Genomic DNA, 23,426 nt, shown 5'->3' with positions numbered 1-23,426 from the left:
TCACTGGACGTGGGAATCCAGGGACGCGTTGCGGTCTCCGTGGGGCGCAACGCCTGGCTCCCCTTCGCGCGCTCACCCCCTCGCACGGCGAAGGGGAGCCAGCACATGCTCCCGCGTTGCCCGCAGGGCCTTCTCCACAGGCAGTTTCCTCGTGCGCATGAATGGTTCAGAGTTGATCCATGACGATCACCACCGCTGAGCAGTGGACGCAGTACTGCCGGATGCTGGGCGAGAATCTCTCGACGGCGCGCGCCGCACGGGGCCTCAGCCAGGAGCAGGTCGCGCGCGCTGCCGGTCTGGCGACGTTCACGTACCAGAAGCTCGAAAAGGGCGAGTCCAACCCGGGCAGCCCTGCGAACCCGCGACTGCACACCCTCGTCTCCCTCGCCCTCGTGCTGAACCTGGAGCTCGCGACGATGCTCCCGTCCGCCGCACTCGCGAAGGCCTGACCGTCGCGTTCAGTGCCCCGCGCCGAGCATCCCCGTGAGGCGGCCGTGGAACGAGGAAGCGGCGGCGTTCATCCCCTCGATCTCCACGGTCTTGCCGAGCCGGCGATACTTCGTCGCGACCGCATCCAGCGCCGCGACCGTGGACGCATCCCAGACATGCGACCGGCTCATGTCGACGATGACGCGCTCCGGGTCGTCGGTGTACGAGAACTGCGTGGTCAGGTCATTGCTGGACGCGAAGAACAACTCGCCGTCGACGGCGTAGCGCACGGTCGGAACCTCAGCGTCGGCGTCCACCACGCGCGTCACCGTGACGAGGTGCGCCACGCGGCGGGCGAACAGCACCATCGCGGCGAGCACTCCCGCCACGACGCCGATCGCGAGGTTGTGGGTCCACACCGTCATCGCAACGGTGATGATCATCACCGCGGTCTCGCTCACCGGCATCCGCGCGAGCATGCGAGGCCGCACGCTGTGCCAGTCGAACGTCGCGATCGACACCACGATCATCACCGCCACCAGCGCCGCCATCGGGATGATCGCCACCACGTCGCCGAGAAGCAGCACCAGAGCCAGCAGGAAGGAGCCCGCGAGGAAGGTCGAGATCCGCGTCCGCGCACCGGACGCCTTCACGTTGATCATCGTCTGGCCGATCATCGCGCATCCGCCCATCCCACCGAACGCCCCCGACAGGATGTTCGCGACGCCCTGCCCCCACGCCTCCCTGGTCTTCGACGAACGCGTGTCCGTGATGTCGTCGACGAGCTTGGCCGTCATGAGCGATTCGAGCAGACCCACGACCGCCAGCGCGAGCGCGTACGGGGCGATGATCTGCAATGTCTCGAGGCTCAGCGGCACGTTCGGCACGAAGAGCGCCGGCAGGCTGTCGGGAAGCGTTCCCTGGTCACCGACCGTCGGCACGTGCAGACCCGCTGCGAACACGATGATCGTCACGACAGCGATCGCCACCAACGGCGCCGGCACCGCCTTCGTGAAGCGTGGCAGCAGGAACATGATGGCCAGACCCACCAGCACCAGCGGATAGACGATCCACGGGATGCCGTCGCCGAACAACTGCGGCAGCTGCGCGGTGAAGATCAGAATGGCCAGGGCATTGACGAAGCCCACCATCACCGAACGGGGGATGAACCGCATGAGCTTCGCGACACCGAGCACGGCGAGCACGATCTGTATCGCTCCCCCGAGCAGCACCGTCGCGATGAGATAGTCGACCCCGTGACCGCGCACCACCGGCGCGACCACCAGGGCGACGGCACCGGTGGCCGCCGTGATCATGGCCGGCCGCCCTCCGACGAAGGCGATCGCCACAGCCATCACGAACGACGAGAACAGCCCCACCCGCGGATCGACGCCGGCGATGATCGAGAACGCGATCGCCTCCGGGATCAGCGCCAGCGCGACGACCAGGCCCGCGAGCGCCTCTCGAGTCAGCAGCTTCGGACTGCGCACGGCCTGCAGCACCGTGGGTTCGATCCGGTGACGCCCGGCGGTGGATGCGGGAGTGAGAGTGGTCAACGCAGCTCCTTGGCGTGGAGGGTCGGGGAGGGCACAGTGCGCCCGAGAGCGCAGCGTCGGGCGGCCGACGCGAGAAGATGGGAGGGATGCGGACGCCGCATCGCCTGCGCAAACCTAACGTAACGTGAGGTTTCTGTCGAATCCCGAGGAGCGGCCTTGTCAGACGAGCACACGATGCGCATCGGCGAGGTCGCCGAGCGCACCGAGCTGTCGTTCCGCACGCTCCGCCACTACGACGAGATCGGACTCGTGCCGCCCTCGGCGCGTACCGACGGCGGGTTCCGTCTCTACACCGAGGACGATGTCGCCCGCATCCTGCTCATCCGACGCATGAAGCCGCTCGGATTCACTCTCGACGAGATGCGCGAACTGCTCGATGTCGTCGACGCCCTCGCATCCGGCCCCGACGACGCCGAACTGCGCGCCCGCCTCGCGAGCATCCAGCAGGAGGCGTCTGAGCGTCGCGAGAGACTCACGAGGCAGGTGGGAATGGCCGACGAGTTCCTCGAACAGCTCTCGCGCATCTGACGCGCCGAGCGCAGATCCCGCATCCATACACTGACACCATGCCCGCACGCCGCGACCCGCAGACCGCGGCGACGCTCGATCTCTCAGGGCTGACGGGACCGGTCTCGCTGCGCGAGGTGAACGACTTCTATCGGCGCACAGGGGTTCCCGCGGCGCGCCGCTGGTGGGCCGTCGCCCTCACGATCGCGATGTTTCTCGCCGCCGAGGCCGTCTTCCTCAAGGTCATGATGCCGGCGTTCGGACTCGACGCCGCGCTGTCCGACGCCGTGTACGGCGGCTTCCTCGTCTTCACGGGCCTGTACGCGCTGGTGCTCGGCGCCATCATCTGGCGCAACGCCGCGCGCCCGGCGCGCATCTTCCGCACCGCCCGCGCCAACCACCTCGCCTACAGCGACCGCGGCACGGTCGGCCTGCGCCTGCCCGGCTCCGTCATGGCCAGCGCCGACGCGTTCGTCGTGACGGCCGACGTCCTGAGCGGCGGACCGCCCGACAACGACCTCCCCCGCTTCACCGCCGCGACCCTCGCCCCGCAGGTCGCGGGCACCCGCCGTCGCCGCGGCATCGCCGCCATCGCCCTCGACCGCCAGACGCCGCACATCGTGCTCGAGAACCGTCGCGCCCGCGTGCTGCGCACCACTGGCCGACGCTTCCGCGGCGAGCAGAGGCTGAGCCTCGAGGGCGACTTCGACCGCACCTTCAGCCTCTTCTGCCCGCGTGGCTACGAGACCGACGCGCTCTACATCTTCACGCCCGACCTCATGGCCCTCATGATCGATCTCGCATCCGACTGCGAAGCCGAGCTGCTCGACGGCTGGCTCGTGCTCTACAGCGGACGCCCCTGGCGACTCTCGACTCCGCGCGGCTTCACGCGACTCATCTCGCTCGTCGACCTCGTCGGACGCAAGATGCGCGCCCGCACCGAGTTGTATCGCGACGACCACGCGGATGCGGGGACCGCCCTCGCGATCCCCGGTCACCGCCTGCGCACCCGCCCCTCCTGGGGAGCGGTCGCCTCGACGATCGTGCCGGCCGCGTTCATCGCACTCGGGCTCCTATCGATGGTGCTCGACGCGTTCTGAGGGATGCGGGGCGCCGCTACGTGGCGCGAACCAGCGTCTTCTCGTGGATGCGCGCGTCGAGCAACCGGATGCGCTCTTCCGACCGCTCGACGGCCCGGCGATCCGCCCCGACGAACATTCGTCGCAACGCGGTGACCGGTGAGAACCGCGATTCCCCTCCCCGCCACAGGCTCGCCAGAGCCGCCAGTACTCCGAGAACGAGAAAGAGGATGCCGCTCGCGACCCATCCGCCCCATCTGCTGTCCATCCACCCCGACGCCGACGCGAGGACCAGCGCGACCCACCCGAGCATCGCGAAGACGGCACCCGCCACCCGCGCGAGCACAGCGAGGACCCCCGCGCCCAAGTAGCGCCCGAACTGAGCGATGAGGATGCCGTACCAACTCGCCGCTCCGATCGTCGCCGCTGTCGCCGCGATCGCCATGGCGTACCCGGCGTCCACGGGCGCTCCGACACCCGACGCATCCGTCAGGGCGACGAGCCGGATAGCGAGAAACCCCAGCCCAGCGGGCGCGAGCACCCCCGTCACGGCGATCCACGCGAGCACCTCCAGAATCGACCACGCAGGGCTCCGTAAGCGCAATGTCCCCGCGGCGGCGGCTCTCGCCCGAGCTCGATCCCGCTCGGCGATCGCGACCTCTCGCTGACGACGCGCCCCCGGAGCCCACGAGGCTCCCACCGTGAAAGCGAACAGCAGCGTGAGCAGCACGATCGCGACGATCGCCGCGGCTGTGCCGACCTCATCCAAGCCGGTCAGCGCCGACGGCAGCGCCAGTGTCGCGTGCCATACCGCCAGCATGCTGGCGACAGCGGCGACCGTCGAGAAGCGCTGTTCCGCCTCGGCGTACGCCTCGTGATCGACGGCCCGCCGGTCGCCGATCGCGTAGGTGATGCGCAGCACGAGAACACCGCTGCCGATGAAGCCCAAGGTCGCAATCGCCGTCTCGCGGAATCCATGACTCAGCGCCATCAGATCACGGAAGGATGCGCGGGGGTCGCCCGTCTCGAGCACCGGCGCGAACACGACGATCGCGCTCGCCAGCGCGAAGAACACACCTGACGCCACGACGGACAGCGCCTGCCGCCCCCGACCCGCAGGAACACCCGGCACGTGCTTCTCATCCACGTTCACCCCCACGATCGCACCCTAGCGACCCTCTGCCCGGCCCGCTCGTTCCCGCAGCCGCGACGTCACCTGTTCGTATCTTTGTTCTATCTTTATCACACATCGTCGTGCTAAAATACGACTATGTCTTCGAACGAGTATCGCCCCGTCGGGTTCTCCGACGCGGATGCGGCGACGCTCGCCGAGATCGCCGCGGCGGTCGAGAAGACTCAGGCCGAACTCGCCGCCCTCCAGGCGCGCATGACACGCGAGCTCGCGCGGGCAGAAGAGCTCGCCTGCCGCCAGTCGACCGGCGCGACACGCGGCGCTGCCGCCAGCGACATGGCCCATCGTGCGATCGCCTCCGAACTGGCGACCCCGCTTCACATCGCCGACCGCACCATGCAGCGGCGGATGACGCAGGCCGCCGAGATCGCACACGAGTACCCCGCCACGCTCGAGTCCCTCGCGGCCGGCCGCATCACCATGGGCCACGTCTACGCCATCACCGACGCGGGCGCGCACCTCCCCCACGAGAGCCGCGCCGAGTTCGAGGCGGCGGCGCTCCACAAGTGCGAGAACGACACCGTCGGGCGCGTGCGCCCGGCCGTGCGCATGCTCGCCGAACGTCTCCACCCGCGCACACTCACCGAACGCCACGTCGAAGCGCGCGAGACACGAAGCGTCACCGTCAGCCCGATCGATGACGGCATGTGCGAGCTCACGGCGATCCTGCCCCTCATCCTCGGCGAAGGCATCCACAACCGTCTCACCCAGCAGGGCACAGCCCTCCACGACGAGCGGATGCGGGCGACAGAACGCCTGCGCGACGCCCGCGCGGCGGGCGAGCCCGCATCCGAGACCGACGAGGTCCTCGCCTCCGACCGCCGCACGATGGATCAGCTGCGCGCCGACATCTTCGCCGACATGCTCCTCACCGCCCAGCCGGGCGCCGACCCCACACGCACCGACGATCGCCCCGGCGTGCTCGGCGCGATCCGCGCACACGTGCAGGTCGTCGTGCCGGTGCTCGCGCTCGCGGGAACCCACGAGTATCCTGCCGATCTTGCCGGCCGCAGCCCCGTCGACGCCGACACCGCCCGACGCCTGGTCGGCGCCGAGTCCGGCTGGGACCGCATCCTGACCCACCCCGTCAGCGGCGAGATCCTCGCAACCGACCGCTACCAGCCCACCCCGGCCCTCCGCCGCCGGCTTCGCGCCCGCGACGCGCACTGCCGTTTTCCCGGATGCCGAGTGCCGGCCATCCGCTGCGAGCACGACCACACCGTCGACTTCGCTCTCGGCGGTAAGACCCGGCTCGACAACCTCTCGGGGCTCTGCCAGCGACACCACTCGATGAAGCAGTTCACCGCGTGGAAAGTCACCCAGATCGGTGACGGGATCCTCGCCTGGACCTCACCGCTCGGACGCCCCTACCTCGACCATCCGCCCGCGCCGACGGTGCACTTCGTGCCCGATGAGATTCCCCTCGGCGTGCCATCGCGCTACGACGATGACGACGACCCGCCGCCCTGGGAGAACGCCGCCTGAACCCGGCCGGCAGCTTCCCCGCTCACTGCGATCACGTAGAACTGCTCAGTTCTCAGAGCGGGTGCGGGGTCGATCCGCGCCCGCGGGCACTCCCGCACGACACCGCCTCGGCGCGAACATCGCCCCCACGTGACTGCCCGGTGAGAACCGCTTTCTTGATGAAGCGCTCGCCCCGAGCGCGTTCCACGAAGCACCGGGCGAAACCTCACCACTCCCAGCGGAAACACAAGGGACACATAGCGATGACACGGTGAGGCCGCTCCACCGACACCGTCACCCGAACGCTCCGGCAGCAAAGGTCTGTACACCCATGCCCGATTCCCGCGCCCGCCGCCCCCGCAGCGGCCCCCGCTTCCGACGACCAGTGATCATCGCCGCGCTCGTCGGCCTCGTGATCGCCCCCCTCACCGCCACCGCCGTCGCCACCGCGGTCTCGGCCAACGCCAAGACCACCGCGATCGCGACGCTGTCGGCTACCGAGGGCGTCGTGGGCGACGCGCTCACCCTGACGCTCGACACCGCCGACGCCGACGATGTCTACGCCGCCGCCGTCAGCCTGAGCTTCGACGCGTCCCGCCTGACCTTCGACGAGGAGGCCGTCACCAGCGACTTCCCCGGTATGTACAGCGTCGTGGGCGAGATCGTCGGCGACGAAGGCCGCCTCGACTTCACGCTCACCCGGCTCGGCACCTCGAGCGGAGCCGTCGGAGACTTCTCACTCGGCGAGCTCGGGTTCACCTCGGCCGCGTGGGGCGACGCCGCGATCACGATCGACGCCGTGACCCTCGTCGACAGCGAGCTCGGCCGGATCGAGCAGAAGCCCGGAACGACCCTCACGTTCCGAGTTCCCGCACCCCCCGAGCCCACGGTTCCACCGACGGAGCCGACCACTCCCCCCACGGAGCCGACCACTCCGCCCACCGAGCCCACGACGGCGCCGACCGAACCGACCGAACCGACGAAGCCGACGAACCCGACGACACCGAACCCGCCCGCGACTCCGAGCAGCCCCACGGTCATCTCGGCCAGCGGTTACGGCACGACGGTCGCGAAGCCCTCGTCCGGCACGGTCGTCGCCGCGCCCCAGTCGAGCGCCGCGCCCACCAACCAGACGGCGCAGATCGCGGCCTCGACCTCGAAGCCCGGACTGGGCGACACCATGGAGCTGACGGTCACCGGCCTCGCCGCGAACACGGCTCATCGCATCGAGCTGCACTCCGACCCGATCGTGCTCGGCACCGCGGTCAGCGACGCGGCGGGCTCGTTCACCTTCAGGGCGACGATCCCGAAGACCGCCCCCACCGGCGAGCACGAGATCGTCGTCCTGGCCGACGACGCCGTGGTGGCGACCCTCCCCATCACGATCGCGGAGGCGACCGCATCCCCGACACCGACGGCCAGCCCGACCGCTCCCGCCACCGCGGCACCCGAGGTCGACACGGATGCGGCATCGTCCGATGGCTCCGCCGACGGCCTCGCCTGGTGGATCTGGATCGTCATCGCACTGATCGTCGTCCTCATCCCGGCCGTCATCGCCCTCACGATGTCCCGCAACCACAGCAAGGAGAAGAGCGAATGACGCACGCATCCATCGCCCCCGTCCGCCGTGCGACGCTGCTCGCCGGGATCGGCCTCGCCACCGTCGGCGCCCTCGTCGCCGGCGCGACGCCCGCCTACGCCGCCGACGACTCGGTCAGCTACCTCGCGCCGGAGTACCAGGTCGGCGAGCTCACCGGCGACGGCAAGGTCGACACCGACGACCTCGCCATCCTGATGACCGCCGTCGGAAAGACGTCCGCCGACGCGGACTGGGAGACCGTGGCCGCGGCCGACGCCGACGGCGACGGCGTGATCACCGTCCTCGACGTCGCCGCGCTCTCGAAGGCGTACCTGTACGACGACGACCCGTTCGAGATCCTGGAGACCGATGTCGTCGCCGTCCAGAAGGCGATGACCGCCGGCGTGCTCACCTCCGAGCAGCTGACCGCCGAGTATCTCAACCGCATCGCCGCCTACGACCGCGTCGCCGGCATCGACCCCGCCACTCCGGCCGAGATGCTGGAAGCGATCGTCGCCACCAACCCGAACGCGATGGCGGAGGCGAAGGCTCTCGACGCCGAACGCGCCACAACCGGTCCGCGCAGCATCCTGCACGGCATCCCGGTGCTGGTGAAAGACAACATCAACACGCTCGACATGGCCACGACAGCGGGCTGCGCCTGCCTCGCGGACAACCGCACCTCGACCGACGCGGAGACCGTGGAGCGGCTGAAGGCGATGGGAGCCATCGTCATCGCCAAGGCCAACCTGTCCGAGTTCGCCCAGTCCACGGCATCCTCGATCAGCAAGTACGGCACGACCCGCAACGCCTACGGGCTGGGACGAGACCCGGGCGGCTCGAGCGGCGGCACCGGTGCATCCGTGTCCGCCAACCTCGGCGTCTTCGGACTCGGAACGGACACCGGCGGCTCCGTGCGCGTCCCGTCCTCGTTCAACGCGCTCGTCGGCATCCGCCCCACGATCGGACTCGTGAGCCGCGAGGGCGTCATCCCTCTGGATCTCTACCGCGACACGGTCGGCCCGATGGCTCGCTCCGTCTCGGATGCGGCACTCGCCCTCGATGCTCTGGCCGGCAGCGATCCGATGGATGCGGTCACCGCCGGCGCCGACGGCGTCAAGCCGCTGTCGTACGCACAGGCCCTCGACCCGAAGGCGCTGCAGGGCAAGCGCATCGGATACATCTCGGGCCTCGTCTCCGGCAACCAGAACGCCGTCGGATTCCGCCTCGTCCGGGGCGCGTTCGCCGACCTGGAGGCCGCCGGCGCCACCGTGATCGACGTCGGGAGCTTCGGCAGCGTCAACGGCTATGGGCTCTCGAGCCTGCCGGGCAGCTCCTCGTTCACCCACGACATGAACGAGTACCTGAACGCGTACTACCGGCCGGGCTACACGTTCGCCGACCTCGCGCAGCGGGTCACCGACGCGGCGACCAGCGGCGGCCCGACCCTCTCCACCTGGTCGGCGGCCACCGTGCGCGGCTGGGCCTCGACGAGCGACGCCACCCGGGATGCGGCCTACCCGAACTTCAGCCGCACCCAGCAGGCGATGCGTGACCGCGTCGATCAGCTCATGACGCAGTACGACCTGGATGCCGTCATCTACCCGAGCACCGGCGGGACGGTCGGCTCCCCTGCCAGCAACAACCGCATCAGCGCGTTCAGCGGATACCCGGCCGTCTCGGTTCCGATGGGCTTCGCCGACTCGACGCTCGACGAGACCAGCTACAGCGGGTTCCCGATGGGCCTGGAGTTCCTCGCCGAGCCGTACTCGGAGTCGAAGCTCCTGGGCTTCGCCTACGCGTACGAGCAGCAGACCCAGCACCGCCGACCGACAACGCTCTTCCCCGACCTCGCGGGCTGAGCATTCGGCACGGCCATCGCGCGCCCCGCTCCGCTTCGGCGGGCGGGGCGCGCGCGGCTCTGCCCGTTCACAGACCTTCCCCGCCGGCTTCTGTCCCCGCGAACTTCTCCGGTCGCCATCCCGCCCTAACCTTCAGTAAGGCGTAAGGTTGAGGACATGGAGACCTTCCTACTCCGCCTCGACCGCCTCGCCGGCGGCCGCATGGCGGGCTACCGCGTCGACCGCTCCGACGACCCCCGCGTGACCCGCGCCTTCCGCGCGATCACGATCCTGCTCGTCGTGTGCTTCCTGCTCGGCATCGCCACCATCGTCACGTCGGCCTGGCTCACCGCATCCGGCGAAGACGTGGGCTTCGCCGTCTGGATGCGGTGCCTCGTCGTCCTCGGCATCACCACGACCCTCTTCTACTTCCTGTGGCGGGCGCGCGCCGGCTGGTACTGGGCGATCCGTCGCCTGCAGCTGTTCAGCCGGATCTTCCCGATCGTGGCCCTCGTCCTGGCAGCGATCCCGGGTCTCTACCCGTGGTGGGTCATCAGCGAGCAGATCGTGTTCGCCATCCTGCTGATCGGCGTCTCCGACTATCTGCAGTCCGACTACCTCCGCGCCGCCTACCCGAAGCCGTCGCGCCCATAGCGCAGCGGCGGCCAGGCTCGTCGGCTGTGGCGCTCGCGCCCCGGCAATGGCATGGTCATCTCATAACGGGGTGATCCGAGGAGCAGCAATGCCGTTGTTCGAGATGGAGGCGAGCCCCCGGGGCCGCATGCGCGTCTTCGGGCGCACGCAGCTGCCGTTCGCCCTCGGCGCGGTCCTCATCGCCGCCGTCGCCGCGCTCGTCGACCCATCCCTGCTCGGGCACTGGCCCATGGTCACGGGCTTCGTGCTCACCATCATCGCCACGTGCGCCGCCATCGCCGTCCCGTGGGAGCGCCTGCATCCGGCGGCCATGATCTCGATCGCCGTGCTCGACATCGTCACCGTCGCGTTCCTGCGCGCGGAACTCGCACCGCTGGTGCCCGCGGTCACGATCCTCGCGCTCTTCCCCCTGCTGTGGTTGGCCTACGGATTCCGCTGGTACGGCATGATCGTCGCCGTCATCGGCGCCGCCTTCATCACGTCGTTCCGCTTCGTCTACATCTCACGCTGGCCGTCGAACCCCGCCGAGTGGGCGAACGTCGTCACCTTTCCCGTTCTCATCCTCGGCGTCGCGGTCATCGTCTACATCGCCGCCAACCAGCTGCGCCGCAACGGGGCGCGCCTCGCCGCGGCGTCCCGTGCGCAGTCCGACGCGCTCCGCGACGCGAGGGATGCGGAGGCGATCGCCCGCGGCATCCTGAACACCGTGAGCGCGGGGGTGGCCTTCTACGACGCCGATGGCCGCCTGGACGTCGCGAACACCACCGCGCGCCGAATGACCGATGTCGCGGGCTTCCGACTCGACACCCCGCCCTACAGCGGCGAGCACGCCTTCAGCGCCGACCGCGTCACCCGCATCCCGGACGACGAGCAGATCATCCCGAGGGCCCTGCGCGGCGAGACGATCGCCGACCACTTGGAGTGGATCGGGCCGCCCGACTCGCAGGTGGCGATCATCGCCTCATCGGGACGCGTGCACCGCGAGGACGGCGTGCTGCTCGGAACCGTCGTCGTCGCCTACGACGTGACCGAGCTGGCGGATGCGATCGAGGTGCGCGAGCAGTTCCTGCGCACGGTGTCGCACGAGCTGCGCACCCCCATCACGAGCATCACCGGCTTCCTCGATCTGATCGATGACGCCGTCGACCCCGCCGACACGAAGGTGCACGGCTACATCGACATCGTCACCCGCAAGACCGACGACCTGCTCGACCGCGTGCGGGACCTCCTGGCCGCGAACGACGGAGCCAAGCCGCCGAGCTGGGCCAGCAACGACGCCGCCGAGCTCGTCCGGGATGCCGCAGAGAGAACACGTCGTCTCGCCGACAGCCTCGATGTCGTCGTTCAGATCACCGGACCCGACACCCTGTCCGTCTTCGCGGACGGCGAGCAGTTGGCGAGTGCCATCGCCGAGCTGCTCACCAACGCCATCAAGTTCGGCGATCAGAACTCCGTCGTCACCGTCCGCTACGGTCTCGTCGGACGCCGCGTCACGATCGCCGTCACCAACTCCGGGCACGGGATCGCGCCCAGCGAACAGCGCCGCGCGTTCGACCGCTTCTACCGCGCGCCGTACGCACGCGCCCAGGCGATCCAGGGGTTCGGGCTCGGCCTCACCAACGTGCGCGCGATCGTGGCGGCGCACGGCGGCCACATCCACATCGACAGCGTCCACGACGAACACACGACCTTCACGCTCGACGTCCCCCAGCATCCCTACACGGTCAGCCAGGCCTGACCCCGGGCCCGCTTCTTCCCCGCCGGTGACACCGCCCCTCGGCGCGCCCGAACTCCTGCAAAACCGCCGGACCCCCCTCAGACCCCGACCCCGCACTCAGTTCTGCAGGAGTTAGGGCCCAGCGCTCCGCCCGCACCACACCCGGCGGGACCCCGTATCCGATCGAGAGGCGCCGGCCCAGTCACGCACCCTCAGCGCTCCACCCCCCAGCTCACCCGGCGCAGCCCGAACTCCTGCAGATCCACCCTCCCGCCCCACCGATTCCGCCCCCACACGCACTTCTGCAGGAGTTCGGGCCCAGCTCGACGAGCAGGAAAAAGCGAAGGGGGCGGCCGAGCCTGCCACGGAAGACCCGGCGCCTGCCGTGGAGGAAGAGGACAGGAGAAGGAGGGCGCGGCGCTCAGGCTCCCGCGGGGTCGCTGTCCTTCGCGGCTCGGCGACGCCGGATCTCAGCCTCCAGGGCGGCCGCGCGCTCCTCGCGCTCGAGGTCGGCGAGCTGCTGCTCCGTCGTGCGCGTGTCGCGCGGCCTCGGGGCCGGAGCGGGGCCCGCCTCGTCCTTCGACCAGCGACGCGGGTCACCGAAGCTCATGGCCTCCCGCCCACCGCTCCACTCGCGACCCAACGTGAACCAGAGGATGGAGCCGACGAGCGGCAGCAGCACGATGAAGAAGATCCACGCGACCTTCGGCAGGAACCGGATCTGATCGTCTCGGCGCGTGATGGCGTCGATGAGCGCGATCACCATCACGGCGAAGAGGAGCAGCGCGAGGAACGGCATGCATCCAACGTGCCGCAGCAAGCCGCCGAGCGCAACGGTCGCGGCATCCGCATCCCGCACGTACGTCGGAGGAACCGCGCCCCGTCGGAGGATTCAGCGCCAATCCTCCGACATCCGCGCGAATTTCCGACCGACGAATGCGGCGAGCCCCGCGAGCCCGGCCCGCCCCGCCCGCCCGGCCAGTGCCCGCCAGCCCGGCCGCCCGCCCTCAGCCTGCGACGAGCCAGACGATGACGGCCGCGACCAGGAGCACCGGCGCGATCCACGCCATCCACCGGGTCGTCGGCAACGGCTCCCACCACACGCGCAGCAGGCTGACGAGGACGAGGAAGGAGGCCATGAACACGACCGCGAGGTGCACGCGCATGACGGTGCCCACCACGATCAGCACGACCCCACACACCTGCATCGCGAACAGCCGCCACAGCACCAGGTGCGGCGGCCGGAAACGTCGGCGGGACAGCTCGGCGCTCATGGCAGCAGCCCCGACGTCGCCGCATCCGTCGTGCGGTCGTCGAAGGCGGGCATACGCCCAGTATTCAGCACTGTCTGCGATGCCCGGCACAATCGTCGAGTGGCACGTATTCATCACATCGAGATCTGGGTCGACGAGTTGGAGGAGGCGCTGACCGAGTGGGCGTGGCTGCTCACACGACTCGGGTCCACGCCCCAGAGCGAGTGGGCGAGCGGTCAGTCCTGGTCGCTCGGCGAGGCATACCTGACGCTGACCACCTCGCCCGCGCTCTCCGACCCTGCGCACGACCGGCGACGCGCCGGGGTGAACCATCTCGCCTTCGCCGTCGACACGACCGACGAGGTCGACGCCATCATGGCGGATGCGGAGGCGCACGGCTGGCGGCCGCTGTACCACGACCGGTATCCGCACGCCGGCGGTCCCGATCACTACGCGGGCTGGGTGGAGAATTCCGCGGGTTTCAAGGCGGAGATCGTCGCAGCCCTCAGTCCTGCTGCTCCTTCATGATCCGAGCGTGCGAGGTCTTCCCGCGCGCCACCTCGCGATCGTCCCGGCGCACCACGCCCACGAACTCGACGAACCGCGCCGCGAACGCGCGGAACGCGGCCGACACGCTCGCCGCGCGCGGCTCGGGCGTCTCGGCCTCCTCATCCGGCATGAGGTTGAGTTCGCCGTCGGTGTCTCTGGGCGTCCGCGCGAACGCGACGCACAGCCGCGCGACACCCTCGGCATGCCCGTGCATGACGGAATGCGCCGCGCCTCCGATCTCCCACGTCGACGCGAACGGGATCTCGCGCGCCACGCGCTCGACCCACGCGCGCGGCACCACGTCGTCGTGCTCGCCGCGGATGACGAGCGTGTGAGCACGGATGTCGGCGAACAGCTCCTCGATCGGAAACCGCATCATCTCCGGCAGCACCCGCAGAAACCATCGCGGGCCGCACAGCAGGTAGGCACCCACCGCCAGCACCTTGATCTTGAGCGGTTCGTGCCACGTCGATCGCAGGAACCGCAGCGCGAGCCGCGGAAGCCGACGCGCCTCGGGGTCGACGACCGGGCCGATGAGCACGAGCGTCGAGATCTCCGGCCGCCGCCGCGCGACCTCGCTCACGATCTGCGTGCCCATCGAGTGCCCGACGAGCACGGGGTCCACCAGCGCGAGCTCGTCGAGCACCGCCTCCACCGCATCCGCGTACTGCGCGATAGACATGGCGGATTCCGGATGCGGCACACCGCCGAACCCGGGCAGGTCGAGCGCGTGCACCGCACCGAACTCGTTCAGCTGCGGAGCCAGGCGCTCGAAGTAGGTCGCCGCGACGCCGATTCCCGCGACGAGCACGAAGGAGCGCTCCCCCTCCGCCCGGATGGAGGACACGCGCGTGTAGGCCGTGCCGCATGCGACGCGGCGCACGTCGACGACGGGTGCGGATGCGGCCGTCACGGTGAGGACGCGAACAACGAGCCGATGAACAACAGGAGCGCGAAGGCCGCCACGGCGTTGCCGATCATCACGAGGAAGGCGGACATCGTGAGTCCCGCGAACGCGCGACGCCAGAAGGACGCGCCGGCGGGCACAGTCGACGCGTAGGAGAAGGTACCGACCGCGATGATCACGATCTCGATCGCGGCGATCCACCATGCCTGGAGCATCGCCACCTGAGGCGCGAAGACACTCACCGCGAAGTCGCCAGTCACCGCCGCGTACACGCTCACAGCCAGCCACACGAGGTTGAGGGCGAACAGGGGCCACAGCCACGCCCAGCGCTCCCGCACGGCGAAGCTCGCGTCATGCCCGTGGACGTCACCGTGCTCGGTGCGCTCACGCACCGCATCCGTCGAACGCGCGCGACGCGACGGCACGGCCTGCCGCCATCCGCAGTCCGGCTCGACACAGCTATAGGTGACGGCGCTCATACCGATCGAGGCTATCGGTCCGAGCGGCGGGCGTGCAGGCCCTGCACGAGCAGCACGATCGTCATGAGGAATGCGAACAGCGGCAGCCCCACGGCGCCGAGCGCAAGGAGCGTGCCGGTGGGATAGTCGATGTTGCCCATCCGCCCGAGGCCCACGCCGCCGCCCGCGCCTGTCACGTCGCCGGCCAGCAGGAACTCGCCGTCGTAGGCGTCGATCTGCGACCGACAGGTCACGGATGCGGCAGCCCCGCCCGCATCCGCAATGCTCTGCACAGGCGAGAAGCCGTCGCCGTGGGTCATCCACCACAGCGTGTCGTCCCACCCCGGCGACGGTACCGACCAGGTGCGCAGGGGGGTCCCGTCGGTGGTCTCGGCCCGGCACTCGACGAGCCCCAGCAGCGGTGCGGCGCCCGACGCCCACACCCCCGTCACCCCCTCCGCGGGAAGCTCCACCGTCTGTCCCAGCGGCACCGGCTGCGCCGCCGCGACCGACTGCGACACCGGCACCGCCCACAGGGCCCAGATGAGTGTGCTCGCCACGACGCACACCCCCACCAGCGCCCACAGCAGCTGCGTCCTGTGCCGTATCCGCATCCGCGTCTCCTGCGCCCGGAACGCTTCGTCGGCGGCGAGATCGATCACGCGTCGAGTGTACGGATGCGGCGCGGTCAGAAGTGTTGTCTCGCATCCCGTATAGTTGATAATGGTTCTCAATAAGACAGGCGGATCTCCGTGCTCGACGCCACCGCGACCGCGGCGCCTCCCCCGCGCAGCCGCGTCCTCGCGGCTCTGGCGACCTCGCGCCGCCATGCCGTTGCGACCGTGGGCACGCTGTGGCTCGCCGCATTGATCGTCGCCATCGTGGCGCTCGGCATCGGCCCGGTGCCCGTCGATCCCGCCGTGATCGTGCGCATCATCGCCGCACACGTCACCGGGTCTGCGATGCCCGCCGACATCCCGCCCATGGCCGACCAGATCGTCTGGACGACACGGACGCCCCGCATCGCGATGGCCGTCGTGGCCGGGGCAGCACTGGCCGTCGCGGGCGTCGTGCTGCAGTCCCTCACCCGCAACGGGCTCGCCGATCCATACCTGCTCGGCATCAACGGGGGCGCATCCGCCGGCGTCGCCCTCGTGGTCCTCGTAGCGGGCGCCGCGACCGGCCTCGCCCTTTCGGGCGCCGCCCTCGCCGGCGCTGTGCTGGCGACCGTCCTGGTGCTGGTGATCGCGGGAAGCGCGGCAACACGCGGGCCCTCCCGACTCGTGCTGTCAGGGCTCGCCGTCGGCTACGCGCTGACAGCCGTCACGAGTTTCCTGCTGTTCTGGACCGACTCGCCCGAGGCGGCGCGATCCGTGCTGTTCTGGCTTCTGGGTTCGCTCACGAGTGTGCAGCCCACGGTTCTGACCGCCGCAGCGATCGCCACCCTCGTGGGCCTTCTGCTGCTCTCCCTGCTCTCCGGGCGTCTGGACGCACTCGCCTCTGGCGACGACTCGGCCCGAGCTGTGGGCCTCGATCCTGAACGCGCTCGGTTCGCTTTCATGGCCGGAACGTCGGCGATGGTGGGGGTCGTCGTCTCCGGTGTCGGCGGCGTCGGCTTCATCGGGCTCATCGTCCCCCACGCCGCCCGCGCGCTCACGGGAGCGCGGCACCGCTTCGCGCTCCCCGCCGCCGCAGCCATGGGTGCCGCACTTCTGGTCGCAGCCGACACCGTCGCGCGCACCGCCTTCGCCCCGCAGGAGATCCCCGTCGGTGTCATCACGGGCGCCCTCGGCGCCCCCGTCCTCCTTCTGCTGCTTCGACGCAGTCACAGCTGAGCCCGTCCCCACCCGAAAGGACCCCATGAAAGCCCACCCTCCCCTTATCGCGGGACTGATCGCCGTCGTCGTGGCGGCCTCATCCCTCACCGCGTGCACGAGCGCATCCACGGCGTCGAATGCCCCCGCTTCCCCCACGGCGGACGCGCAGTACCCGCTGACGATCGACAACTGCGGATCCGACGTGACACTCACGCACGCACCGAAGCGCATCGTCATGGTCAACAACGATGCGCTCGCCACGCTCGAGGCACTGGATGCGGTCGACCGCGTCGTCGCCGTCACTGCCACCCCGCAAGCGGATCTGTACCAACCCGCCACGGTCGCGATGATCGACACGCTCTCCGTGCTTTCGACGCAGAAGAACGCCACCGGTGGCTCGATCGTCTCGCAGGAGAGCATCCTGGGGGCACAACCGGACCTCGTCATCGCCCCGGAAAGCGCTGTCGACCGGGTTGCCCTCACCGCGGCGGGTATCCCTGTCTACAGCCCCAGCGCCTACTGCCAGAGCCCACCGCCCGCGTACACGCAGACGGCGACCTTCCAACGCGTCTGGGACGAGCTGACGACATTCGGCGCCATGCTCGGCGTGCCCGAGCTCGCCGCGTCCGCCATCGCCGACGCACGGGCGGACCTGGGCAGCACCGACGTCGCCGACCAGGGCACCGCGGCCGCAATCTACGTGTCCTCCGGCGGCACGACGCTCTCGCCCTACGGCGGGCCCAGTATGGTCACCCCCGTGTTCGCCGCAGCGGGGCTGCAGAACGTCTACACCGACACTCCGGAGCGTGTGTTCGATGCGAGCCTGGAAGACCTCCTCTCGCGCGACCCGCACACCATCGTGCTGCTCTACTCCGGCGGCGACCCGCAGGCCACGATCGACGCATTCCGTTCCGCGCCCGGCGTCTCAGGCCTCTCCGCCGTGAAGGATGGCCGCGTCGTCGCCCTCGCGTTCCCCTACACCGACCCGCCGTCGGTGCTCTCGACGCGCGGACCGGCCGAGCTCAGCAAGCTCCTCGCGGACCTGCCGTGATCTCCGCGAGCGGCCTGGTCGTCGAGCTGGGCGGGCACCCTGTGCTGCACGGCGTCGACCTGGCCGCTCGCACCGGCCGGGTCACCGGCATCGTCGGACCGAACGGCAGCGGCAAGTCGACTCTCGTGCGCTGCCTGGTCGGCGCCCACATCCCGCGCAGCGGCACCGTCGCGCTGGACGACACCGCGCTGCGTCGCCGATCCCGCCGGTGGGCCGCAGAGCGGATCGCCTTCGTCGGTCAGCACGTCGACCCCGACCCCTCGGTGCGCGTCAGCGACGAGGTCGCACTCGGCGCACTGTCGGCACGTGTGCGCGGTGCGGCCGAGACGGACCGCCGGGTGGTGAACGCCCTCGACGCGGTCGGACTTCTTCCGCACGCACGACGACGCGTCGCCGAGCTATCCGGCGGCGAGCTGCAGCGCGTGGGGCTGGCCCGTGCAATCGCCCACGGCGCATCACACGCCGTGCTCGACGAGCCGACCAATCACCTCGACATCCACCATCGTCTCGAGATCGGCGCGCTCCTGCGGCGCGTCGCCGAGACGGTCGTCGTCGTCCTCCACGACCTCGAACTCGCCGCGCACGTGTGCGACGACGTGCTCGTACTCGACGAAGGGCGAGTGGCGGCATCCGGTTCCGCGGCAGACGTGCTCACCGCCGCGGTCATCGATCCGCTCTATCGCGTCCGCACCCTCGAGCTCCCGACCGGCGAGGGCGACACCGCCCTCGCGTTCCGCCGACACTCCCCCACAGCACACCCCCTCCACGGAAAGAAACCCGCATGACTCTCGCCACCGTCTCCGCAACCTCCGCCGAACTGACCGAGGCCCGCACGTTGCTCGCCCGCTGGGACGCGCAGCAGACCGGGTACATCCGCCACCGCGCCGAGCGATTCCAGACCATCGCGCGCGTCGTGGCGGCCGTCGTCGACGACACGTCGGCACCACGCATCCTGGACCTCGCCGCAGGGCCCGGATCTCTCGCGCACGCCGTGCGCGCCGACGTACCCGCTGGTCACCTCGTCGTGGCCGACAAGGACCCCGTCCTGCTGCAGATCGCCGCGGACACCTTCGCGGGCGACACGCACGCCGAGGTGGTCGCGGTCGATCTGGCGGATGCGGCGTGGACACAGGCTCCCGCCGTCGCCGCAGCACCCTTCGACGCCGTCGTCAGTTCGACCGCGCTCCACTGGCTGCAGCCCGAGACGCTCGTGCGGGTGTATCGCGAGCTGGCCGAACTGGTGCGCCCCGGCGGCATCGTGCTCAACGGCGACCATCTCTCGTACGATGCGGCCGCTGAGCCCACGCTGCGCGCGATCGCGGCCAAAGACGACGCCGCGATGCAGCACGCATCCTTCACCGGCGACGCCGCGGAGTCGAAGGTGGACACGTGGGACGCTTGGTGGGCGGCAGCCGCATCCGTCGAGCGCTACCGCGACGCGTTCGCGGCACGGGAGCGGGTCTGGGGCGAAGAACTGCGGGTCGCCCCGCCGACCGTGTCGCTGGAGTTCCACCTCGCAGCTCTGCGCAGCGCGGGCTTTCGGGAATCGGGCACGGTCTGGCGCTACCTCGACGATGTCGTGCTCTACGCCGTGCGCTGATCTGATAGTGCTGACGAATCGCGCACTCCGCCTCACCTAGGCTGGGCGCATGAGCGAGCAGCCCTCACCCACCGCCGCCGCCATCGGCCGCGCCGTGCGAGAGGAACGCACGCGCCGTCAACTCTCGACGCGCGCGCTCGCGACGGCCGCCGGGGTCTCGCAGCCGTTCCTGACGAACGTCGAGAACGGCCGGGTGATGCCCAGCATCGCCTCGCTCTACAGCCTCGCCGGCGCCCTCGGCGTCTCCGCCGCGGCGCTGCTGCCCGAGCAGCCCATCCGCCTGGAGGTCGTCCGCGCCGGCGGCGGCTCCCGCATCCCGATGCGCGACAGCGACGGCGAGACCTACACCCAGCTCATCGCCGGCGCGCGCGGGCGTCAGCTCGGGGCGTATCGGTTCGAGCTGACGCCCGGCTACGAGGACGTGACCTACGCGCACGACGGCGAAGACATCGTGCACGTGCTCTCCGGCTCCCTGATCTACCGCTACGCCGACCACGACGACGTCGAGCTGCACCCCGGCGACACCCTCTGGGTCGACGCGCGCGGCGAGCACTCCTGGGTGGTGCCCGCCGCGCAGCGCGGCATGACCGAGCTCCTGCTCATCACCGCCGCGGGCGCGACGCATCGCCACGGCAGCGGCTCGGAAACCGGCACGGAGCCCGCGACAAGCACGCAGCGATAACTCACACGAATCGTTACATCGACGGCGAGCAGCGGTCACACCCGCGAAACACGCGATTCCTAGCGTGGCCGCATGCCCACCAAACAGCTCGTCCTCGGCGCGTTCGAGGAGTTCACCCCCAACTTCATCGGCAACAGCTGGCACCACGAGCGCGGCGACACCGCCGCCTTCGCCACGCTCGAGTTCTGGACCGACATGGTCAAGAAGCTGGATGCGGCGGGCTTCGACTTCTTTTTCATGGCCGAGGCCATCGGCTACCCCATGAACGACGCCGGCGAGGTGCCGGAGGCCGTCATCCGCGAGGCCGTGCAGTTCCCCGTGCACGACCCGCTCACCATCATGTCGGCGCTGGCCGCGGCGACGCCGCGCATCGGGTTCGTGGCGACCGCATCCACCACCGCGCAGCAGCCCCTGCTGAACGCGCGCACGTTCACGACGCTCGACCACCTGACGGGAGGGCGCATCGGCTGGAACATCGTCACGAGCGACAACCAGCAGGCGCTCGTGCGTCTGCTCGGCCGCACGCAGGTCACCCCGCACGACGAGCGCTACGCCGCAGCGACCGAGTTCGTCGACCTCGACCTGGAGCTCTGGGAGGGTGCCTGGGAGGACGACGCCGTCCGCGCCGACAAGAAGAACAAGGTGTTCGCCGACCCGACCAAGGTGCACCGCATCCGTCGCGACGGCACGTACTTCACCTTCGACGGTTACTTCCCCGCGACCCCATCGCCGCAGCGCACGCCCACACTGTTCCAGGCGGGCACCTCCGAGGCGGGCACGACGTTCGCCGCGCAGTACGCGGAGTGCGTGTTCACGCAGGACCGCAATGCCGCGCGCCTCGCGGCGGGCATCGCGCGCCTGCGTCAGAAGGCCGTGGATGCGGGCCGGCCCGCATCCTCCATCAAGGTCGTCAACGGGGCGTCGTTCATCATCGCCGACACCGAGGAAGAGGCCGAGCGCCTGCGCGCCGAGCTCAACACGACCGCCACCCGCGAGGCCACGGCCGCGCTGTTCCTCGGGTGGTCGGGCGTGGACCTCGCCCAGCTCGACCCCGAGGCGACGCTCGACGACGTCTCGACCGAGGTCGGGCACACGATGCTCGCCATGTGGCGCAATCCCGACGGCACGAGCCCGACGATCGGCGAGATCCTCGACTCGCTGCCCGCCACGTTCGGCGGCATGAAGTTCACCGGCACCGTCACCTCCGTCGCCGACCAGGTCGAGGCGTTCGTGGCCGAGACCGACGTCGACGGCTTCCTCGTCGAGAACTGGTACGGCGGCATCGAGGGCTACACGGAGTTCACCGATCAGCTCATGCCGGAACTGCGCCGCCGGGGCCTGCTGCCCGAGACGCCCCGCACCGGAACGCTCCGCGAGATGCTCACGGATGCCGACGGCCCGCGCCTTCCCGACTGGCACCCCGCCGCCCGTTACCGTCGCTGACGCGCGCCCCGGCGGGCTCCCGCATCCGACGGGCTCCCGCCAGCTCGCTCAGGCGGGGCGGACGACGAGCGTGTGCCGGAGCGACTCGGCGCTGACCACGGGCGGCACATGCTCGGGGAAGTCGGCCGCGTACTTCGCCTCGTAGGCGGCGGAGACCGCATCCTGCACCGGGTCGTCGGCGGCCACGCGCGCGAACGTCACCGCGACCCGCGGGTCGTCGAGCGCCGCCACCGGATCCTGCTCGGCACGCGCGCCGTCGGCGAGGGTGAACGCCGCCGGACGCCCCGACTCGGCGCGGCGGAACCACGCCGTCCTGTCCCCGTACGCGGCGCGGACGTAGGCGGCGTCACCGACGACGACGGCCCAGATCGGCGTGGCCACCGCGCTCCCGTCGCGGCGGGTCGTGACGACGGTCACGGTCGAGGTGGCAGCGAGGTGGGCGAGCAGCGCATCCGTCATGCCCCGAGCCTAGGCGGGCGGCACCCGCATGGCTTCCGTTCCCGAGGGACGGATGCGGCGGCACCCGCATCCGCTCGCGAACGTCGGAGATGAGGCCAGAAGTCGGAGGTTTCGGCCCCGATCCTCCGACATCCGCGCGATTCTCCGACCGGCGGATGCGGATGGACGCACGGACAGACGGGTCGGCACGCCCGGTCAGGGCGCGGGTGGGCGGGCGACGAGCACCTCGCCGTCCCCTCTCACCACAACCTGGCCCTCCGCGGCCGGAACGAGGAACACGCTCCCCGCCGGCGCGGACCCGCCGGCGATCTCGAGCGCGCCGCGGGTCACCACGAGCACCGCGAAGCCCGCGGCGAGACGCACCGCATCCGTCACGCGATGCCGCTCGAGCCGCAGGAACGGGTCGGCCTCGGACGGGAACACCGATTCGGGACGCGCCGCGAAGGGCGCGTGCTGAACGAGCCGCGTGAGTTCGGCGGGCGCCCGGCGGTTCAGGTTCACGGCGTCGAGCGCTCGGGCGAAACCGAGGCCGAGATGCCCATCCCGGGCGCCGTCGAGCTCGAAGCCGCGCCACTCGAGCAGGATCGAGAGGTCCTCGGGCTGCTGCAGCTCCAGCAGCAGCACCCCCTCACCGATCGCGTGGAGCTCGCCGGGCGGGATCCACACCACGTCGCCCGACTGCACCGGCACGGTGTGCAGGAGATCGAGCAGAGCCACCGTGTCCTGATTCTCGACGAGGTCGCGCAGCTCGCTGGCCGCGACGGGACGGCGCAGCCCCACGTGCACCCAACCGCCGCGGAGGATGTACCAGCCCTCGGCCTTGCCGTGCGCGTGGCCCAGCTGTTCGGCGGCGAACGCGTCGTCGGGGTGGGCGTGCACCGGCAGCCGCTGCCCGGCATCCAGCAGTTTCACGAGCAGCTGCGGGTCGGCACCCCATCGGGCGACGTGCGCCTCGCCGAGCCAGCGCACGGGATCGGCGGCGATCTCCTCGCGCAGCAGCGCGCCGCCGGGCAGCCGGCTCAGCCCGACCTCGCGTTCGCCGAACACGGTCGTGCACGAGGCGACCCAGTCCTCCGGCTCGTGGCTCGCTGCGGGCGCCTCGTGACGGAAGTCGGTGATCTGCCGCCCACCGCGGTAGAAGCGCCGAGCGGGCCGGTTCGACGGCAGCCGCACGATCATGCTCATGCCC

At 70.4% G+C, this 23,426-nt stretch carries 24 protein-coding genes; 15 read left to right on the top strand and 9 right to left on the bottom strand.

From position 1 onward, the window contains the following. Nucleotides 1–179 precede the first annotated feature (179 nt). Nucleotides 180–449, top strand: coding sequence for a helix-turn-helix transcriptional regulator (locus EHF32_RS15295; protein WP_137418985.1), 270 nt, complete (start codon nt 180–182; stop codon nt 447–449). Between the two features lie 9 nt (nt 450–458). Here EHF32_RS15295 and EHF32_RS15290 read toward each other — a convergent pair whose 3' ends face one another. After that, nucleotides 459–1,985 carry a SulP family inorganic anion transporter gene (locus EHF32_RS15290; protein WP_137418984.1) on the bottom strand — a complete coding sequence of 509 codons (1,527 nt, stop codon included), beginning with the start codon at nt 1,983–1,985 and terminating at the stop codon, nt 459–461. Between the two features lie 174 nt (nt 1,986–2,159). Here EHF32_RS15290 and EHF32_RS15285 point away from each other — a divergent pair, with 174 nt between their 5' ends. Both EHF32_RS15285 and EHF32_RS15280 read left to right on the top strand, forming a co-directional pair. Then, nucleotides 2,160–2,513 (top strand): MerR family transcriptional regulator, encoded by a 354-nt coding sequence (locus EHF32_RS15285; RefSeq protein WP_443189876.1) that lies wholly within the window; start codon nt 2,160–2,162, stop codon nt 2,511–2,513. Nucleotides 2,514–2,551: 38 nt separating this feature from the next. Continuing rightward, on the top strand, nt 2,552–3,592 hold the full coding sequence (locus tag EHF32_RS15280; protein ID WP_137418982.1) for a hypothetical protein: 1,041 nt from the start codon (nt 2,552–2,554) through the stop codon (nt 3,590–3,592). A gap of 16 nt (nt 3,593–3,608) precedes the next feature. On the opposite strand, the gene EHF32_RS15275 is transcribed toward EHF32_RS15280, so the two are convergent. After that, nucleotides 3,609–4,730, bottom strand: coding sequence for a hypothetical protein (locus EHF32_RS15275; RefSeq protein ID WP_137418981.1), 1,122 nt, complete (start codon nt 4,728–4,730; stop codon nt 3,609–3,611). 111 nt (nt 4,731–4,841) lie between these two features. On the opposite strand from EHF32_RS15275, the gene EHF32_RS15270 reads away from it, so the two are divergent. The 5 genes from EHF32_RS15270 (at nt 4,842) to EHF32_RS15250 (ending at nt 12,039) form a co-directional block, all read left to right on the top strand. Continuing rightward, nucleotides 4,842–6,248, top strand: coding sequence for an HNH endonuclease signature motif containing protein (locus EHF32_RS15270; protein WP_137418980.1), 1,407 nt, complete (start codon nt 4,842–4,844; stop codon nt 6,246–6,248). A 310-nt stretch (nt 6,249–6,558) separates the two neighbouring features. After that, nucleotides 6,559–7,827, top strand: coding sequence for a cohesin domain-containing protein (locus EHF32_RS15950; protein ID WP_192900659.1), 1,269 nt, complete (start codon nt 6,559–6,561; stop codon nt 7,825–7,827). Continuing rightward, nucleotides 7,824–9,668 (top strand): amidase family protein, encoded by a 1,845-nt coding sequence (locus EHF32_RS15260; RefSeq protein WP_137418979.1) that lies wholly within the window; start codon nt 7,824–7,826, stop codon nt 9,666–9,668. The genes EHF32_RS15950 and EHF32_RS15260 overlap by 4 nt, the downstream gene beginning before the upstream one ends. A 156-nt stretch (nt 9,669–9,824) precedes the next feature. Next, the gene (locus tag EHF32_RS15255) at nt 9,825–10,301 is read left to right on the top strand and encodes a hypothetical protein (RefSeq protein ID WP_137418978.1); all 477 of its coding nucleotides are present in this window, start codon (nt 9,825–9,827) and stop codon (nt 10,299–10,301) included. An 88-nt stretch (nt 10,302–10,389) separates the two neighbouring features. Next, complete coding sequence (locus EHF32_RS15250) at nt 10,390–12,039, top strand: sensor histidine kinase (protein WP_137418977.1); 1,650 nt, start codon at nt 10,390–10,392, stop codon at nt 12,037–12,039. Between the two features lie 400 nt (nt 12,040–12,439). Here the strand turns inward: EHF32_RS15250 and EHF32_RS15245 are convergent, their stop codons facing one another. Further along, a complete protein-coding gene (locus EHF32_RS15245; RefSeq protein ID WP_137418976.1) occupies nt 12,440–12,817 on the bottom strand; it encodes a PLD nuclease N-terminal domain-containing protein in 378 nt (125 codons plus the stop codon). A 208-nt stretch (nt 12,818–13,025) separates the two neighbouring features. Further along, a complete protein-coding gene (locus tag EHF32_RS15240) occupies nt 13,026–13,292 on the bottom strand; it encodes a hypothetical protein (protein ID WP_137418975.1) in 267 nt (88 codons plus the stop codon). A 99-nt stretch (nt 13,293–13,391) separates the two neighbouring features. Between EHF32_RS15240 and EHF32_RS15235 the strand changes: the two genes are divergently transcribed. After that, nucleotides 13,392–13,799 (top strand): VOC family protein, encoded by a 408-nt coding sequence (locus tag EHF32_RS15235; RefSeq protein ID WP_137418974.1) that lies wholly within the window; start codon nt 13,392–13,394, stop codon nt 13,797–13,799. On the opposite strand, the gene EHF32_RS15230 is transcribed toward EHF32_RS15235, so the two are convergent. The 3 genes from EHF32_RS15230 to EHF32_RS15225 are packed head-to-tail and all read right to left on the bottom strand — an operon-like array spanning nt 13,777 to nt 15,847. Continuing rightward, entirely contained in the window at nt 13,777–14,733 is a 957-nt protein-coding gene (locus EHF32_RS15230) for an alpha/beta fold hydrolase (protein ID WP_161594141.1), read from the bottom strand. The genes EHF32_RS15235 and EHF32_RS15230 overlap by 23 nt on opposite strands. Next, nucleotides 14,730–15,206: a hypothetical protein gene (locus EHF32_RS15835; protein ID WP_161594140.1), complete on the bottom strand. Its 477-nt coding sequence runs from the start codon at nt 15,204–15,206 to the stop codon at nt 14,730–14,732. Before EHF32_RS15835 ends, EHF32_RS15230 begins: the two co-directional genes overlap by 4 nt. Before the next feature lie 11 nt (nt 15,207–15,217). After that, nucleotides 15,218–15,847 carry a hypothetical protein gene (locus EHF32_RS15225; protein WP_137418972.1) on the bottom strand — a complete coding sequence of 210 codons (630 nt, stop codon included), beginning with the start codon at nt 15,845–15,847 and terminating at the stop codon, nt 15,218–15,220. 90 nt (nt 15,848–15,937) lie between these two features. Between EHF32_RS15225 and EHF32_RS15220 the strand changes: the two genes are divergently transcribed. From EHF32_RS15220 to EHF32_RS15195, 6 genes are all read left to right on the top strand, one after another. Next, a complete protein-coding gene (locus EHF32_RS15220; protein WP_238343742.1) occupies nt 15,938–17,020 on the top strand; it encodes a FecCD family ABC transporter permease in 1,083 nt (360 codons plus the stop codon). A gap of 25 nt (nt 17,021–17,045) precedes the next feature. Beyond that, nucleotides 17,046–18,053 (top strand): ABC transporter substrate-binding protein, encoded by a 1,008-nt coding sequence (locus EHF32_RS15215; RefSeq protein WP_137418970.1) that lies wholly within the window; start codon nt 17,046–17,048, stop codon nt 18,051–18,053. Then, complete coding sequence (locus tag EHF32_RS15210; protein ID WP_161594139.1) at nt 18,050–18,838, top strand: ABC transporter ATP-binding protein; 789 nt, start codon at nt 18,050–18,052, stop codon at nt 18,836–18,838. The genes EHF32_RS15215 and EHF32_RS15210 overlap by 4 nt, the downstream gene beginning before the upstream one ends. Beyond that, nucleotides 18,835–19,653, top strand: coding sequence for a class I SAM-dependent methyltransferase (locus EHF32_RS15205; RefSeq protein ID WP_137418969.1), 819 nt, complete (start codon nt 18,835–18,837; stop codon nt 19,651–19,653). The genes EHF32_RS15210 and EHF32_RS15205 overlap by 4 nt, the downstream gene beginning before the upstream one ends. Before the next feature lie 49 nt (nt 19,654–19,702). After that, on the top strand, nt 19,703–20,335 hold the full coding sequence (locus EHF32_RS15200; RefSeq protein WP_137418968.1) for a helix-turn-helix domain-containing protein: 633 nt from the start codon (nt 19,703–19,705) through the stop codon (nt 20,333–20,335). A gap of 72 nt (nt 20,336–20,407) precedes the next feature. After that, nucleotides 20,408–21,778, top strand: coding sequence for an NtaA/DmoA family FMN-dependent monooxygenase (locus EHF32_RS15195; protein WP_137418967.1), 1,371 nt, complete (start codon nt 20,408–20,410; stop codon nt 21,776–21,778). A 48-nt stretch (nt 21,779–21,826) separates the two neighbouring features. Here the strand turns inward: EHF32_RS15195 and EHF32_RS15190 are convergent, their stop codons facing one another. Both EHF32_RS15190 and EHF32_RS15185 read right to left on the bottom strand, forming a co-directional pair. Next, complete coding sequence (locus EHF32_RS15190) at nt 21,827–22,237, bottom strand: DUF2255 family protein (RefSeq protein WP_137418966.1); 411 nt, start codon at nt 22,235–22,237, stop codon at nt 21,827–21,829. Between the two features lie 195 nt (nt 22,238–22,432). Beyond that, nucleotides 22,433–23,422 carry a class I mannose-6-phosphate isomerase gene (locus EHF32_RS15185; RefSeq protein WP_238343741.1) on the bottom strand — a complete coding sequence of 330 codons (990 nt, stop codon included), beginning with the start codon at nt 23,420–23,422 and terminating at the stop codon, nt 22,433–22,435. Between the last annotated feature and the right edge of the window lie 4 nt (nt 23,423–23,426).

Source organism: Microbacterium sp. RG1, assembly GCF_005347485.1.
Taxonomy (GTDB): Bacteria; Actinomycetota; Actinomycetes; order Actinomycetales; family Microbacteriaceae; genus Microbacterium; species Microbacterium binotii_A.
The sequence above is the reverse complement of the archived record's forward strand: the minus strand, read 5'-3'. Positions and strand labels throughout refer to the sequence as shown.

What these genes read in the sequence shown, in the direction of transcription:
- EHF32_RS15295 (WP_137418985.1), top strand. Translation starts at nt 180, where the DNA reads ATGACGATCACCACCGCTGAGCAGTGGACGCAGTACTGCCGGATGCTG.
- EHF32_RS15285 (WP_443189876.1), top strand. Translation starts at nt 2,160, where the DNA reads ATGCGCATCGGCGAGGTCGCCGAGCGCACCGAGCTGTCGTTCCGCACG.
- EHF32_RS15280 (WP_137418982.1), top strand. Translation starts at nt 2,552, where the DNA reads ATGCCCGCACGCCGCGACCCGCAGACCGCGGCGACGCTCGATCTCTCA.
- EHF32_RS15270 (WP_137418980.1), top strand. Translation starts at nt 4,842, where the DNA reads ATGTCTTCGAACGAGTATCGCCCCGTCGGGTTCTCCGACGCGGATGCG.
- EHF32_RS15950 (WP_192900659.1), top strand. Translation starts at nt 6,559, where the DNA reads ATGCCCGATTCCCGCGCCCGCCGCCCCCGCAGCGGCCCCCGCTTCCGA.
- EHF32_RS15260 (WP_137418979.1), top strand. Translation starts at nt 7,824, where the DNA reads ATGACGCACGCATCCATCGCCCCCGTCCGCCGTGCGACGCTGCTCGCC.
- EHF32_RS15255 (WP_137418978.1), top strand. Translation starts at nt 9,825, where the DNA reads ATGGAGACCTTCCTACTCCGCCTCGACCGCCTCGCCGGCGGCCGCATG.
- EHF32_RS15250 (WP_137418977.1), top strand. Translation starts at nt 10,390, where the DNA reads ATGCCGTTGTTCGAGATGGAGGCGAGCCCCCGGGGCCGCATGCGCGTC.
- EHF32_RS15245 (WP_137418976.1), bottom strand. Translation starts at nt 12,817, where the DNA reads ATGCCGTTCCTCGCGCTGCTCCTCTTCGCCGTGATGGTGATCGCGCTC.
- EHF32_RS15240 (WP_137418975.1), bottom strand. Translation starts at nt 13,292, where the DNA reads ATGAGCGCCGAGCTGTCCCGCCGACGTTTCCGGCCGCCGCACCTGGTG.
- EHF32_RS15835 (WP_161594140.1), bottom strand. Translation starts at nt 15,206, where the DNA reads ATGAGCGCCGTCACCTATAGCTGTGTCGAGCCGGACTGCGGATGGCGG.
- EHF32_RS15215 (WP_137418970.1), top strand. Translation starts at nt 17,046, where the DNA reads ATGAAAGCCCACCCTCCCCTTATCGCGGGACTGATCGCCGTCGTCGTG.
- EHF32_RS15205 (WP_137418969.1), top strand. Translation starts at nt 18,835, where the DNA reads ATGACTCTCGCCACCGTCTCCGCAACCTCCGCCGAACTGACCGAGGCC.
- EHF32_RS15200 (WP_137418968.1), top strand. Translation starts at nt 19,703, where the DNA reads ATGAGCGAGCAGCCCTCACCCACCGCCGCCGCCATCGGCCGCGCCGTG.
- EHF32_RS15195 (WP_137418967.1), top strand. Translation starts at nt 20,408, where the DNA reads ATGCCCACCAAACAGCTCGTCCTCGGCGCGTTCGAGGAGTTCACCCCC.
- EHF32_RS15190 (WP_137418966.1), bottom strand. Translation starts at nt 22,237, where the DNA reads ATGACGGATGCGCTGCTCGCCCACCTCGCTGCCACCTCGACCGTGACC.
- EHF32_RS15185 (WP_238343741.1), bottom strand. Translation starts at nt 23,422, where the DNA reads ATGAGCATGATCGTGCGGCTGCCGTCGAACCGGCCCGCTCGGCGCTTC.